13 protein-coding genes are annotated in these 12,950 nt (G+C 70.6%); 8 read left to right on the forward strand and 5 right to left on the reverse strand.

Annotation, left to right across the window (positions count from 1 at the left end; translation table 11 throughout):
- Positions 1-659, reverse strand: a 659-nt coding sequence (locus CCN37_RS31565; RefSeq protein WP_086827907.1) for an SDR family oxidoreductase, incomplete at its 3' end; no start/stop codon positions are given.
- 152 nt (positions 660-811) lie between these two features.
- Between CCN37_RS31565 and CCN37_RS31570 the strand changes: the two genes are divergently transcribed.
- Complete coding sequence (locus CCN37_RS31570; RefSeq protein WP_086827910.1) at positions 812-1,252, forward strand: hypothetical protein; 441 nt, start codon at positions 812-814, stop codon at positions 1,250-1,252.
- A gap of 7 nt (positions 1,253-1,259) precedes the next feature.
- Here CCN37_RS31570 and CCN37_RS31575 read toward each other — a convergent pair whose 3' ends face one another.
- On the reverse strand, positions 1,260-2,288 hold the full coding sequence (locus CCN37_RS31575) for a hypothetical protein (protein ID WP_086827911.1): 1,029 nt from the start codon (positions 2,286-2,288) through the stop codon (positions 1,260-1,262).
- A gap of 77 nt (positions 2,289-2,365) precedes the next feature.
- Positions 2,366-2,725, reverse strand: coding sequence for an MmcQ/YjbR family DNA-binding protein (locus tag CCN37_RS31580; protein ID WP_086827913.1), 360 nt, complete (start codon positions 2,723-2,725; stop codon positions 2,366-2,368).
- Between the two features lie 119 nt (positions 2,726-2,844).
- Here CCN37_RS31580 and CCN37_RS31585 point away from each other — a divergent pair, with 119 nt between their 5' ends.
- Positions 2,845-3,816, forward strand: coding sequence for an NAD(P)-dependent oxidoreductase (locus tag CCN37_RS31585; RefSeq protein WP_086827916.1), 972 nt, complete (start codon positions 2,845-2,847; stop codon positions 3,814-3,816).
- Between the two features lie 10 nt (positions 3,817-3,826).
- Positions 3,827-4,885 (forward strand): threonine aldolase, encoded by a 1,059-nt coding sequence (locus tag CCN37_RS31590; RefSeq protein WP_086827918.1) that lies wholly within the window; start codon positions 3,827-3,829, stop codon positions 4,883-4,885.
- On the opposite strand, the gene CCN37_RS31595 is transcribed toward CCN37_RS31590, so the two are convergent.
- Positions 4,872-5,984, reverse strand: coding sequence for an erythromycin esterase family protein (locus tag CCN37_RS31595; RefSeq protein ID WP_086827920.1), 1,113 nt, complete (start codon positions 5,982-5,984; stop codon positions 4,872-4,874). The genes CCN37_RS31590 and CCN37_RS31595 overlap by 14 nt on opposite strands.
- Before the next feature lie 94 nt (positions 5,985-6,078).
- Here CCN37_RS31595 and CCN37_RS40245 point away from each other — a divergent pair, with 94 nt between their 5' ends.
- The gene (locus CCN37_RS40245; RefSeq protein WP_168200950.1) at positions 6,079-6,246 is read left to right on the forward strand and encodes a hypothetical protein; all 168 of its coding nucleotides are present in this window, start codon (positions 6,079-6,081) and stop codon (positions 6,244-6,246) included.
- Between the two features lie 31 nt (positions 6,247-6,277).
- Here CCN37_RS40245 and CCN37_RS31600 read toward each other — a convergent pair whose 3' ends face one another.
- Positions 6,278-7,093, reverse strand: a complete 816-nt coding sequence (locus CCN37_RS31600) for a TetR/AcrR family transcriptional regulator C-terminal domain-containing protein (RefSeq protein ID WP_086827922.1) — start codon at positions 7,091-7,093, stop codon at positions 6,278-6,280.
- 33 nt (positions 7,094-7,126) lie between these two features.
- On the opposite strand from CCN37_RS31600, the gene CCN37_RS31605 reads away from it, so the two are divergent.
- The 4 genes from CCN37_RS31605 to kdpB all read left to right on the forward strand — a co-directional run bounded on the left by CCN37_RS31605 (position 7,127) and on the right by kdpB (position 12,950).
- Entirely contained in the window at positions 7,127-8,830 is a 1,704-nt protein-coding gene (locus tag CCN37_RS31605) for a right-handed parallel beta-helix repeat-containing protein (protein ID WP_086827925.1), read from the forward strand.
- Between the two features lie 375 nt (positions 8,831-9,205).
- Complete coding sequence (gene kdpF / locus CCN37_RS31610; protein ID WP_086827928.1) at positions 9,206-9,307, forward strand: K(+)-transporting ATPase subunit F; 102 nt, start codon at positions 9,206-9,208, stop codon at positions 9,305-9,307.
- On the forward strand, positions 9,307-10,929 hold the full coding sequence (gene kdpA, locus CCN37_RS31615) for a potassium-transporting ATPase subunit KdpA (protein ID WP_086827929.1): 1,623 nt from the start codon (positions 9,307-9,309) through the stop codon (positions 10,927-10,929). Before kdpF ends, kdpA begins: the two co-directional genes overlap by 1 nt.
- Positions 10,926-12,950: a potassium-transporting ATPase subunit KdpB gene (gene kdpB / locus CCN37_RS31620; RefSeq protein WP_086827931.1), complete on the forward strand. Its 2,025-nt coding sequence runs from the start codon at positions 10,926-10,928 to the stop codon at positions 12,948-12,950. Before kdpA ends, kdpB begins: the two co-directional genes overlap by 4 nt.

Below are 12,950 nucleotides of genomic sequence, written 5' to 3' on the forward strand. Positions count from 1 at the left end.
GGGCGGGCGGCGAGCAGGTTGGTGGGGGCGATGCCGGGGTGGGCGAGGTTGCTGGTGATGCCCCAGCCGCCCGCGTTGCTGCGCCTGGCGAGTTCGAGCCCGAACAGGCCGAGGGCGATCTTGGACTGGCTGTAGGCCCTGTCGCCGCTGTAGGAGCGCTCCCAGTTGAGGTCCGCCCAGTTGATGGCGTGCCGGTTGGCCGAGACGCTGATCTGCGAGGTGACCCGGGCGCGACCGGCTCGCAGCAGCGGCAGCAGCGCGGTGACGAGGGTGAAGTGGCCGAGGTGGTTGGTGCCGAACTGGAGCTCGAAGCCGTCCTCGGTGGTCTTGCGCTCGGGCGGGGTCATGACGCCCGCGTTGTTGACGAGGACGTGGATCGGCTCGTCCTCCGACAGCAGCAGCTCGGCCAGCTCGGTGACCGAGCGCAGCGAGGAGAGGTCGAGTGAGCGCAGTGCCACGTTCGCTTCGGGGGTCCGCTGGCGGATCGCGGCGATCGCGGCCTCGCCCTTGCCGGGGTTGCGGACGGGCATGATGACCTCCGCCCCAGCGGCGGCCAGCCGCGCGGCGATGCCGAGCCCGACGCCGTCGCTGGCGCCGGTGACCACGGCGCGCTTGCCGGAGAGGTCCGGGACCGTGATGTCGATCTTCGTGCGGGCCATCTGGGCTCCCTGCTCGTCGCGGCGTCACCCCACGGTCGCCCACCGCCGGGAGTTCGGCGACGGCGGCGCGGTCCGAGCCGGGTGAAACCGCCGGAAAGGGGACAAGCGGGTGCGGTGCGCGGGGCGGCCGCCGGGCAGGCTAGTTTGCCGGGGTGAGCCTCCTCGATGACGTGGCCGAGCGCGACGGCTGGCGGTGCTGGGTGTGCGACCAACCGGTCGACCCCGGTGTGTCGGTCAACGACTCGCTTGGGCCCAGCGTCGACAGCCGCACCGCCGACCGCAAGGCCAAGGTCGCTGAGCGGCTGGCGCACCGGGGGTGCAACACCCGCAAGGGCGCGGTGAAGGTGGTCATCGCCTGGCCGGAGCACCTGCACGTGGCCGACCCCGCGCCGCTGATCACCGTCGCGACCAGGCTGGAGCGCAAGGGCGGCCGGGAGCTGGTTGCCCGGTGCCCGACCAGACAGGACGCCCAGGAGGCGGCGGACTGGCTGGTGGACCGCTTCTCCCGGCTGGTGCCGGGGCTGCCGGTGACCGCGACCGTCGAGCCGGGCGGCGGGCAGTTCCTCCTCGTGCTGGCCACCGGGCGCCGCTGACCGGTGATCAGGTCGGCGGGCGGCCGAAGGCGCTGCGGAGCTGGAGCCGCACTCGCCGACTCGCCAGACGCACGGGCAGCACCACGGAGTCCCGAACCCACCGCGCCGGGGCCACGACGGACGCCCGGAACAAGCTCCGCGCTGCACGCCCGATCGGGAGGAACACCGCGCGGTGGACGAACTTCGCCGGATTGACGATCCCGTGCCGCACCACGGCGGTGATGCCGCGCCACAGGGGCAGCGCCACGCGGTGATACGCCCACCTGCCCGCCGAAGCGAACAGCCGGGCGATCAGCCAGAGCAGCTGGCCAACTCGGCGGAAGACCCACACCAGCGCGGAACCGAAGAGCCGCAGCACCGTCCACAACGCTGCCCCGATCCACCGGCCGACAGGCGCGAGAACTGATCGCCACAGCCATCGAACCGGGATGACGGCGACGGACACGACGGTGACGACTGCCTTGCCGAGGAAACGCCAGGTGGCTCGGACACCGCATCCGATCGGGACGAGCACCGCCCAGAGCGCGCGCCCGAACGCGACGGCGGCCTTGCGGATTCCTTGGCGCGCAGGACGAATCATGACGCGCGACAACACGCGGAACGACCAGGCCAATGCGCGCGACGATGCTTGGAACAACCAGACGACGCCGTTGCCCACAGCGCGAAAGCCGCTCGCGGTGGCGCGCCCCGAAGCTCGCAGGTAGCGCAGCACGAAGCGACCAGTGGCGCGCAGAGCGCGGTTCACCGGGCGCAGGAGGTAGTCCCGGAGGAAGCGCCCGATGACCGCCAGCACCGTGCCGATCGGGCTGAGCACGTAGCGCACCAGGAACCGGCCGAACAGGACCAGGCCCCATGCTGCGGGAGCGAACAGCCAGCGGACCAGGAACCCGGACATCGCTCGGCCCACCGCCTTCGTACCCCTGCCGACCGCGCGGACCGGGCGCACGAACAGCAATCGGCCGATGGCCTTGAGCCATTCCCAGGCGAGCGTGATCGGCACGACGATCACCACGGAGATCGCGCGCGCGATCCACACTGCCCACCGCGGGGCCTGAGGGTCCCTCGTGTCGTCGCTCACGACACTTGAACGCACGGGAAGCGCGTTCGGTGCCGTCAGCCCGGACCTTCGGGATGGGTGAGGTCGTAGGCGCGGGAGAGCTTCTGCGGGACCACCATCCGCCACGCGTCCACGACGAGTTCGCGGGCCTCGGCCGCCTCCAGCTCCGCGAGGTCGGCGTGCACCCAGTTGAACCGCATGTCCGACTCCGACGGCAGGTGGAACTTCTGCGGCTCCGCCGCGACGAACGCCGCGCGCTCCTCCTTCGGGAACGCGAAACCCATCACGGCCTCGTCAAGGGAGAACGCGACGTAGACGATCTGCTTGACCCGGAACTTCAACCGGCCGCGCACGAAGACCGGGTAGGAGCGCTCCAACTCCGCGCCCAGCGTGCGCACGTCCTCGACCGTCGCCATCGCGCGCCTCCAGAACGTCCGCCCAGGACGCATCCTCGCTCGCGGGCGTCGGCGGGGTCAATCGCACTGTCAGCGGTGTCAGGATGTGGTGATCGCACGATCGACCTGAGGAGCGCCGTATGACGCGAGTGGTCGTGCTCGGGGGAACCGGGCACATCGGCGGGTACCTCGTGCCACACCTGGTGGAGGCCGGGCACGAGGTCATCGTGGTGAGCAGGGGGCGCAGCGCTCCCTACCGGTCGCATCCCGCGTGGAGCTCGGTGAACACCGTTGTGGCGGACCGGGCGGCGGAGGAGCGCGCCGGGGTCTTCGGTGACCGGGTCCGGGACCTCGATGCCGACGTGGTGGTCGATCTGATCTGCTTCGACGTGGACAGCGCCCGGCAGCTCGTCGAGTCCCTGCGAGGGCACATCCAGCACTTCCTGCACTGCGGAACGATGTGGGTGCACGGCCACTCCGCCGAAGTCCCCGTCACCGAAGACGCGCCGCGACGCCCGTTCGGCGAGTACGGCGTCCGCAAAGCGGAGATCGAGCGGTGGTTGCTCGATGAGCACAGCCGCGACGGGTTCCCGGCCACGGTCCTGCACCCCGGCCACATCACCGGCCCGGGTTGGGCGCCCATCAACCCGCTCGGCAACCTCGATCTTGGCGTCTTCCACGCGCTCGCTGCGGGGGAGGAGGTCACGCTGCCCAACTTCGGGATGGAGACGGTGCACCACGTGCACGCCGATGACGTGGCGGGCGCGTTCGTCGCCGCGATGGCGGGCCGCGCGGACGCTGTGGGGCAGAGCTTCCACGTTGTGTCGCCGCGAGCGATCACGTTGCGCGGCTACGCCGAAGCGGTCGCGGAGTGGTACGGCCGACCTGACGAGCTGGCGTTCCTGGGATGGGAGCAGTGGCGCTCGCAGGTGCCGGAAGCCGAGGCCGCGCTCACCAACGACCACATCGCGCACAGCGCCCACGGCAGCATGGCGAAAGCACTGCGGCTGCTGGGTTTCCGGCCGAAGCACACGTCGTTGGAAGCGATCCGGGAGGCGCTGGACTGGCTCGTCGCCCGCGGTGAGGTCCCGCCGTTCAGAGCGCGCGGCTAGGTTGCCCGGCATGGGGATTCACGAGCGACTGGGCCTGACCAGGGTGATCAACGCCAGGGGGACGTACACGCCGTTGGGGGTGTCGCGGAGTTCGTCGGCCGTGGTCGCCGCCGTCGCCGAAGCCCTGCCGGAGTTCGTCGTGGTGGAAGAACTCGCCGACCGCGCGAGCGACGCCCTCGCCGACGCGACCGGAGCGCAGGCGGGTGCGGTGGTGCACTGCACAGCCGCGGCGATCACCGTCGCGGTGGCGGCGGCGATGGCCGGAACGGACGCTGAGCGGATCGCCGCCCTGCCGGACGCGACCGGCATGCGCGCCCGCGTCGTGGTCCCCGAGGGGCACGCGGTGGACTACGGGCAGTCCAACCTCCAGGCGATCCGGCTCGCGGGCGCCCGCGTTTCCGTTGTGCGAGAACTGGAATCAGCGTTCTCGGAGTCCTCCGAGGACGTCGCGTGCGTGGTGCTCGTGTCCTCCCGGTTGGCCGAGCCGATCGATCTCGGCGCGGCGGTCCGCCTCGCGCACGACCACGCGGTCCCGGTGATCATCGACGGCGCCGCGCAGTTCCCGAGGGTCGGGGAGCTGCTGGCGACGGGGGCGGAGGCCGTGTTGGTCAGCGGCCAGAAGTACCTCGCGTCGCCCACTGCGGGACTGGTGCTCGGCGCACGGGAGTTCGTTCGGGCGGTTCGCGCCCAGGACGGCGGGATCGGTCGCGGGATGAAGCCGACGAAGGAGGCGATCGCTGGGGTCATCGCCGCGCTCGGGGAGTGGCGCGGCGCCGCGTGGGTGGAGCGTGAGGCGGAGAAGGTCGCGGCTTTCGTGCGCGAGGCCGCGAAGATCCCGGGGATCGCGGCGCGCGAATGGCCCGATCCCGCTGGGCTCCCGGTGACCCGCGCGGTGCTGACCGTCGAGGACGCGGACCGGCTCGCGGCGGAGCTGGCGGCGGGGGCACCGCCGATCTTCGTGATGAAGCACGGCGAGGAGCTGGCCCTGGAGCTGGTCACGTTGAACGACAACGAAGTGCGCGCGATCCTGGACCAGCTCCGCGCCGCGACAGGCCCTATGCGGTGTTGACGTGCAGGACGACGTCAGTGCCGTCCAGCAGTGTCTGGTCGAGCGGGAAGTAGCCCCGCATCGGGTTGAAGGGGGCGCGCTTGCGGCCAGGTGCGACTTCGGTCGTCAGCCCCCACACGGGGAATCGGCTCTGCAGAAGGCTTTCGTAGGTGTCAGGCTCGGGCTCGGGCAGCTCGATGGTCGTGCTGGCGCCCAGGCTGGAGACGATGACGCGGTACCGCTCGCCGAGCAGGGAACCCACGATGGCGCCTGCGGAGTGGAAGGTGACGTCGTTCGCTCCCATGGACATGGTGCTCGGACTGCGTTGCAGGTGGAGGTTGTGCGAGTAGACCAGCGTCGGGCCGCGCCGCGCCTCGATCGCGCGGATGTCGAGCAGGTGTTGTGCCATAAGGGCGTCCCGCGTGGCCGTCAGCAGGGGAAGCCGCTCGGCCCGGGCGAGCGGTCGCGCGCACTGCTTGTGGTAGCGCAGCAGGTCGAGCGCGCCGGCGAGGTGGATCTTCACCCGCAGCCACTCCTCGCGCGGCATCTCGGGCGCGCGGGCGTGGAGCGTGGTCATCATGTCGTCGGCGATCACGCGCAGCTGGGCGGCCTCGGCGGTGGCGCCGGGGGACGCGGCGGGGTCCATCACAGCCTCCGCGCGGCTCCACCTGTCGTCCGCGCCGACCAGGTCCGCGAAGTCCACGTCGAGCCCGAGGCGGTCGCGGGCGTAATCGAGGTAGGGGCGCGGGCTCGGCGCGCTCATCGTCTCCGTCGGAGCGTCGAATCCGTGCAGCGACAAGCGCTCCGGAGTTGGGCGACCCTCGTTGTGCTCGCGCATCCAGGCGACGAGCTGGCGGTTGCCCTCCAGCAGGCCGAAGTCGTGGGAGAAGCCCGCGCGCATCACCTCGTCGAGCGTGCCGACGCCCTCCTGCACGTAGTCGTTCACGGCGAGCGCGGCCACCCGGTCGATCTCCAGGGCCACGGAACGGAAACCGCGCTCGACGAGCTGGGGGAGGAGTTCGTTGCGCAGCCGCGCGAACGCGGGTTCCTGGTGGGTGGGCTCGCCCCAGCCGAGCAGCTCGCACGAAGGCGGAACGAATGCGCTGATGTCCTGACTCATGAGGTTAAAATGTATCGTTGAACACCCGAGTGAGACTTCTGCCGGAAAGCAGGTGCTCCATCTCCGCGAAGTCTCAAAGCAGCGGCAGCCTGCGGTGTCCTGGAACTGGCACCTGACCTGCGCCGCCGGTGATGCCGAGATCGACGTGATCGCCTCGCCGGACCTGGAGGGCTTCCTGCTGGAGGACGACAGCGGTCGCTTCGAGATCGAGGCCGACGCGTCGACCCTTCCCGACGCGCTGGCCGAACGCCTCTTGAGCTAGGGCTGCTCGTCCCGCCGACAAGGTTGGGGCGTCAGCGTTTCCGGCTGCGGTAGGCGCGTTGTTGGCACCTTCGCGAGCAGTAGGCGCGCGGACGGCCCGAAGCGGGCTGCTCGATCGGTCCGCCGCACGTGGCGCAGGTTTCGTCACGCGTTCCCTCACGCTGCGCGATGCGCGACTCGACGCCGTCGAGCAGGAGCGCCAGACCGAACTCGAACGGGTCGGACTCCTCGAAACCGCCCGTCTCCCACAGCGCGGTGAGGGTCGGGTAGCGGCTCATCCGCGACCAGAGCCCGTCGCGCGCGCCCCAGAACTCCTCGTGGCTCACCCCGCTGTCCCGCTCGGCGCGCGCCGCGTCGACCAGCGTCAGTGCCTCGGCGTTGAGGAAGCGGCCGAGCAGTCCCGCCGCCGCCACGACCTCCGCAGGCGGCAGGGGGGTGCTCGCCAGGATGGTCAGCAGGTGCTCGTAGTGCGCCAGCGCGTTCGGCCCCGGCAGGTGCCGCGTGCTGTGCTCCTCGGCCAGCCACGGGTGGCGTTTGCGCAGTTCCCAGCCGTGCCGGACGGCGGTCTCCATTCGCTCGCGCCACGGTGCGCCGGTGTCGTCGGGCGCGGGCGCGGCCAGGACGGCGTCGCGCATGAGGTCGACCAGGTGCTCCCGGCTGGGCACGTGCCGGTACAGCGACATCGTGGTGAAGCCCAGGTGCTCGGCGACCTTGCGCATGGACAGGCCCGCCAGGCCCTCCGCGTCGGCGACCGCCACCGCGGCGGCCACCACCCGGTCCGGGCTCAACCCCGGCCGCGCGTCCTCCTCGCGCCACAGCAGTTCGACCCGCTCGTTGTCCTGCGTCACCTATTACCTCCTGTTTATAGTATAAAGGCGTTTATGGCATACACAACCGAAGTTCACGTGGCCCTCGACGGCGACGACGACGCCCCCGGCACCCGAGAGCGGCCCTTCGCCACGATCGACCGGGCGCGGCGGGCGGCCCGGGAGGCCGTTGGCGACGTGGTCGTGCACGTGCGGGCGGGCACCTACCCCGGGCCGTGGGAGTTCATCGAGGAGGACTCGGCCCGGCAGGGCGGTCGGATCACCTATCAGGCGAACGGGTTCGGCACGCCCGCGCAGGAGGAGGTGGTGATCGGCGGCGGGCGGGTGATCACCGGCTGGCGGGTGGGCGGTGACGGCGTCTGGGTCGCGGACGTCGGCACGCTCGACACCCGCCACCTCACCGTCGACGGCCGCCGTGCCGACCGGGCGGCCATCGACGGGATTCCCGGCGAAGTGAGTGAAAACGGCGATGGTTACGTCACGGATGCTCGTCTCGACTGGGGAGCGGGCGTCGAGTTCGTCCACCGGGGCGTCTACCCGTGGACCGAGGCCCGGCTCGCGGTCGAGTCGGTCGCGGACGGCACGATCACCATGAAGCAGCCCGCCTTCTCCTGGGCCCGGCAGCTCTACAACTACTCCTGGGACGGCCAGGCCTCCTCCGGCCCCGGCCTGCCGACCCGCGTGGAGAACGACCCGTCCTTCCTCACCGAACCGGGCACGTTCGCACTGGACCGCTCGCGGCCCGGCGAGCACGTCCTGCACTACCTCCCGCGCACCGGCGAGGACCCTGCCGCCACCCAGGTCGTCGCTCCGGAACGGGACACCCTGCTGACGGTGACGGGGGCAGCCGGTATCTCCTTCCGCGGCCTGGTCTTCGCCGACACCACGTGGCTGCGCCCGGCCGGTGACCGGGGCTTCCTGCACTACCACGGCAGCGGCTTCCACGACGGCGGCCGGATCGACACCGTGGTCGTCGTGGAGGGCCAGTCCTGGCTGACCGTCACCGGCGAGCCGGAGACCGTCCCGGCGTGCGCGTCCCTGCTCGACACCACCGGCATCCGGTTCGAGGGCTGCCGCTTCACCCGCCTGGGCTCGACCGCGCTCGGCGTCACCGGTGGCGCGGACACCGTCGTGCGCGGATGCGGGTTCGACACCCTCGCCGCCGGCGCCATCACCCTGACCGGGACCCACCGCGCGGTGGTCGAGGACAACGAGGTCCACCGGGTCGGGCTCGACCACTCGGGCTCGCCCGGCATCGCCCTCCTCGCCACGGTGGACTGCACGGTCGCACACAACCGCGTGGACGACGTCCCGCACTGCGGCATCGTGGGCGGCCCGGCGAAGGGCACGCGCATCCTGCACAACCACATCACCGGCGCGATGGGCGTGCTGGCCGACGGCGGCGGCATCTACCTGTCCGGGCCGCAGGGCGAATCGCACGAGGACGGGGCGGTGGTGCGCGGCAACGTCGTCACTGACACCCGCACCCCGTACAACTTCGCCCTCTACACCGACTACGGCGCGGCGTGGGTGACGGTGGCGGACAACGTGGTGCGGCGCGCTGACAACACCGCCGTGCTGCACGTCCACCCGCCGCTGGACAACGTGATCTACCGGGGCAACGTGTGGGACGCCGACCCGGTCGGCAGCGACGCCGTCCCGGACTCGGTCACCTACGAGGACAACGCGACCCTGACCGACGCGGCCGACCTGGACGCCGCCGAGGCACGCGCGCAAGCCGGACCTCGCCGACGCTGACCGCACTCGGCCCGCGGCCCGCCACGGGCCGCGGGGCCCGGGCGGCCTGGTTCCTCCGCCTGTCCTGCTCCAGCTCACCCTTCGTGACGCGGTGCCGCCGTTCGGTGGGTCACGCGCCGATCACGGGCGGGTGACGCCCGCGACCACGCCCGCGCGGGCGCTGTCAACAACGCGTAAAGGACCCGGTCACGGGCGTCAAGGACGCGTCAGGCCACCCAAGAACGCCGTTGTCCTCCTGCACCCTTCCGGGTGATGGCGCCGTCCGTGGCGCCGTGAGTGGGAGAGGAGCACGCCCGTGGCCGACCTGGCCTACGCGTTGCTGCTGATCGGTGTGTTCCTGGTGCTGGCGCTGGCTGTGCGCGGTTTGGAGCGGTTGTGAGTGGCACGGGTCTGCTGGCCAATTCGATCGGCGGCGTGCTCGCGCTGCTGCTGATCGTCTACCTCTTCATCGCGTTGATCAGGCCGGAGAAGTTCTGATGTCATCGACCGTGGCCGGCCTGCTCCAGGTCGGCCTGCTGATCCTCGCCCTGGCCGTGGTGTACCGGCCGTTCGGCGACTACATGGCGCGCGTGTACACCGGGACGAAGCACACCCGGGTGGAGCGCGCGATCTACCGCGTGGCGCGCATCGACCCGGAGTCGGAGCAGCGCTGGGGCACCTACGCGCTCGGCGTGCTGGGATTCTCCTTCGTCGGTGTGGCGCTCTTGTACGTGCTGCAACGCGTCCAGTCGCTGCTGCCCTTCGACTTCGGTCGCGGTGACGTGCCGCCGGGGATGGCCTTCAACACCGCGATCAGCTTCGTGACCAACACGAACTGGCAGTCCTACGTTCCGGAGACCGTCATGGGCCACACGGTCCAGATGGCCGGTCTGACGGTGCAGAACTTCGTCTCCGCCGCCGTGGGCATGGGTGTCGCGATCGCGTTGGTGCGTGGTTTCGTGCGCAGCAAGGCGGATCGGCTCGGCAACTTCTGGGTCGACCTGGTGCGCGGGACCACGCGCGTCCTGCTGCCGATCGCCTTCGTCTTCGCGATCGTGCTGGTGGCCACCGGCGTGGTGATGAGTCTCAAGTCCGGGGTCTCCGTGGACGGGCAGACCGTCGCCACGGCCCCGGTCGCCAGCCAGGAAGCCGTGAAGATGTTGGGCACCAACGGCGGTGGCGTGCTGAACGCGAACTCCGCGCACCCGTTCGAGAACCCGAGCGCGTGGTCCAACCTGATCGAGATCTTCCTGATGCTGGTCGTCCCGGTGTCGCTGACCCGGACGTTCGGCACGATGGTCGGCAACCGCAAGCAGGGCCACGTGCTGCTCGGCGTCATGGGCACCCTGTGGACGCTGATGCTCGCGGTGATCTGGGCCGGGGAGTCCTTCGGGCTGCGTCCCTCGGAGGGCAAGGAAGTCCGCTTCGGCATCCCCTCCTCGGTGCTGTTCGCCAACACCACCACCGGCACCTCCACCGGCGCGGTGAACTCGATGCACGACAGCTTCACCGGGCTCGGCGGCGGCGGAGCGCTGCTGAACATGCTCTTCGGCGAGATGACGCCGGGCGGCGTAGGCACCGGGCTCTACAGCATCCTGGTGATGGCCGTGATCGCGATGTTCCTCGCCGGGTTGATGGTCGGCCGCACCCCGGAGTACCTCGGGAAGAAGCTGGGGCGCAAGGAGGTCACGGCCGCGGCGGTGTCGATCCTGGCCATGCCGACGGTGCTGCTGATCGGAGCGGGCATCGCGGTTCTGCTGCCCAGCACCAGCGCCGCACTGAACAACCCGGGCTCGCACGGCCTGTCGGAGATCCTGTACGCGTACGCCTCCGCCTCGAACAACAACGGCAGCGCCTTCGCCGGGATCACCGTGACCAACGACTGGTTCCAGGCCTCGCTCGGCGTGTGCATGGCGCTCGGCCGGTTCGTGCCGATCGTCGCGGTGCTCGCGCTCGCGGGTTTCCTGGCTCAGCAGAAGAAGGTCCCGGAGACGGCGGGCACGCTGCCCACCACCGGACCGCTCTTCGGTTCGCTGCTGGCGGGCAGTGTCGTGCTCGTCGCCGCGCTCACCTTCGTTCCCGCTCTCGCACTCGGTCCCATCGCGGAGGCACTGCTGTGACCACCCCCTCGACCAGCACCGAACGCCCACAGGTCTCCGCGGGCGTGTTCAACCCCCGACAGCTGCTGACCTCCTTCCCGGAGGCGCTGCGCAAGTTCCACCCGCGCCACCAGCTGCGCAATCCCGTCATGTTCGTGGTGTGGATCGGCTCGCTGCTGGTCACCGTCTTCGCTGTCGCGGAGCCGCAGGGCTTCTCGATCGCGGTCGCCGTGTGGTTGTGGCTCACGGTGCTGTTCGCCAACCTCGCCGAGGCCGTCGCGGAAGGCCGCGGCAAGGCCCAGGCGGAGTCCTTGCGCAAGACCAAGAAGGACTCCGTCGCGCGCAGGCTCACCGGAAGCGGTGCCGAGGAACGCGTTCCCGGAACCGAACTGCGCCTCGGCGACCTCGTCGTCGTGGAGGCGGGGGAGGTGGTCCCGGGCGACGGCGACGTCATCGACGGCATCGCCACCGTGGACGAGTCGGCGATCACCGGCGAGTCCGCCCCGGTCATCCGCGAGTCCGGCGGTGACCGCTCGGCGGTCACCGGGGGCACCACCGTGCTCTCCGACCGGATCGTCGTGAAGATCACCACGAAGCCCGGTGAGTCCTTTGTGGACAGAATGATCGCGTTGGTCGAGGGCGCGCAGCGGCAGAAGACGCCCAACGAGATCGCGCTGACCATCCTGCTGTCCACGCTGACGATCATCTTCCTGCTCGCGGTGATGGCGTTGCAGCCCTTCGCCATCTACTCCGGTGGCGAGCAGTCGGTGATCGTGCTGACCGCGCTGCTGGTCTGCTTGATCCCGACCACGATCGGCGCGCTGCTCTCGGCCATCGGCATCGCCGGGATGGACCGCCTGGTGCAGCGCAACGTGCTCGCCAAGTCCGGTCGCGCCGTCGAAGCCGCTGGCGACATCGACACGCTGCTGCTGGACAAGACCGGCACCATCACCTGGGGCAACCGCCGGGCCACGGAGTTCATCCCGGTCGACGACACCGCGATGGACGCGCTGGTCGACGCGGTGCGGCTGTCCAGCCTCGCCGACGGCACACCCGAGGGTCGCAGCGTCGTGGAGCTGTGCGCTGAGCGCTACGGGCGTTCGGCGGCGGCGACGGAGCACGAGAAGACCGGCGAGTTCGTTCCCTTCACCGCGCAGACGCGGATGTCCGGGATCGACCTCGACGGCAGGCAGATCCGCAAGGGCGCGGCCAGCGCCTTCACCCTCACCCCGGCGACCCGGGCCGTCGTCGACGAGATCAGCGCGGAGGGCGGCACCCCGCTCGTCGTGGCGGAGGACGACGTCGTGCTGGGTGTCATCCGGCTCTCCGACGTGGTGAAGCCCGGCATGAAGGAGCGCTTCGCCCAACTGCGCGCCATGGGCATCCGCACGGTCATGGTCACCGGCGACAACCCGTTGACCGCCAAGGCGATCGCGGCCGACGCGGGCGTGGACGACTTCCTCGCCGAGGCCAAGCCCGAGGACAAGATGGCCCTGATCCGCAAGGAGCAGGAGGGCGGCAAGCTCGTCGCGATGACCGGCGACGGCACCAACGACGCGCCCGCGCTGGCCCAGGCCGACGTCGGTGTCGCCATGAACACCGGCACCTCCGCGGCCAAGGAAGCCGGGAACATGGTCGACCTGGACTCCGACCCGACCAAGCTGATCGAGGTCGTGGAGATCGGCAAGCAGCTGCTGATCACCAGGGGCGCCCTGACGACCTTCAGCATCGCCAACGACCTCGCCAAGTACTTCGCGATCCTGCCGGCCATGTTCGCCGCGATCTACCCGCAGCTCGGCCTGCTCAACATCATGGGCCTGGCCACGCCGCGGTCGGCGATCCTGTCCGCGGTCGTCTTCAACGCGCTGGTGATCGTCGTGCTGATCCCGTTGGCGCTGCGCGGAGTGCAGTACAAGCCCTCCAGCGCGGCAGCGCTGCTGCGGCGCAACCTGCTGATCTACGGCCTGGGCGGTGTCGTCACGCCCTTCGCCGGGATCTGGCTGATCGACCTGCTCGTGCGACTGATTCCCGGGATCGGGTGA

The organism is Allokutzneria sp. NRRL B-24872 (assembly GCF_002155965.1).
Taxonomy (GTDB): domain Bacteria; phylum Actinomycetota; class Actinomycetes; order Mycobacteriales; family Pseudonocardiaceae; genus Allokutzneria.

Excerpts from the sequence above, each read along its gene's own strand:
- CCN37_RS31580 (WP_086827913.1), bottom strand. The coding sequence starts at position 2,725 with ATGGCGACGGTCGAGGACGTGCGCACGCTGGGCGCGGAGTTGGAGCGC.
- CCN37_RS31585 (WP_086827916.1), top strand. The coding sequence starts at position 2,845 with ATGACGCGAGTGGTCGTGCTCGGGGGAACCGGGCACATCGGCGGGTAC.
- CCN37_RS31590 (WP_086827918.1), top strand. The coding sequence starts at position 3,827 with ATGGGGATTCACGAGCGACTGGGCCTGACCAGGGTGATCAACGCCAGG.
- CCN37_RS31595 (WP_086827920.1), bottom strand. The coding sequence starts at position 5,984 with ATGAGTCAGGACATCAGCGCATTCGTTCCGCCTTCGTGCGAGCTGCTC.
- CCN37_RS31605 (WP_086827925.1), top strand. The coding sequence starts at position 7,127 with ATGGCATACACAACCGAAGTTCACGTGGCCCTCGACGGCGACGACGAC.
- kdpA (WP_086827929.1), top strand. The coding sequence starts at position 9,307 with ATGTCATCGACCGTGGCCGGCCTGCTCCAGGTCGGCCTGCTGATCCTC.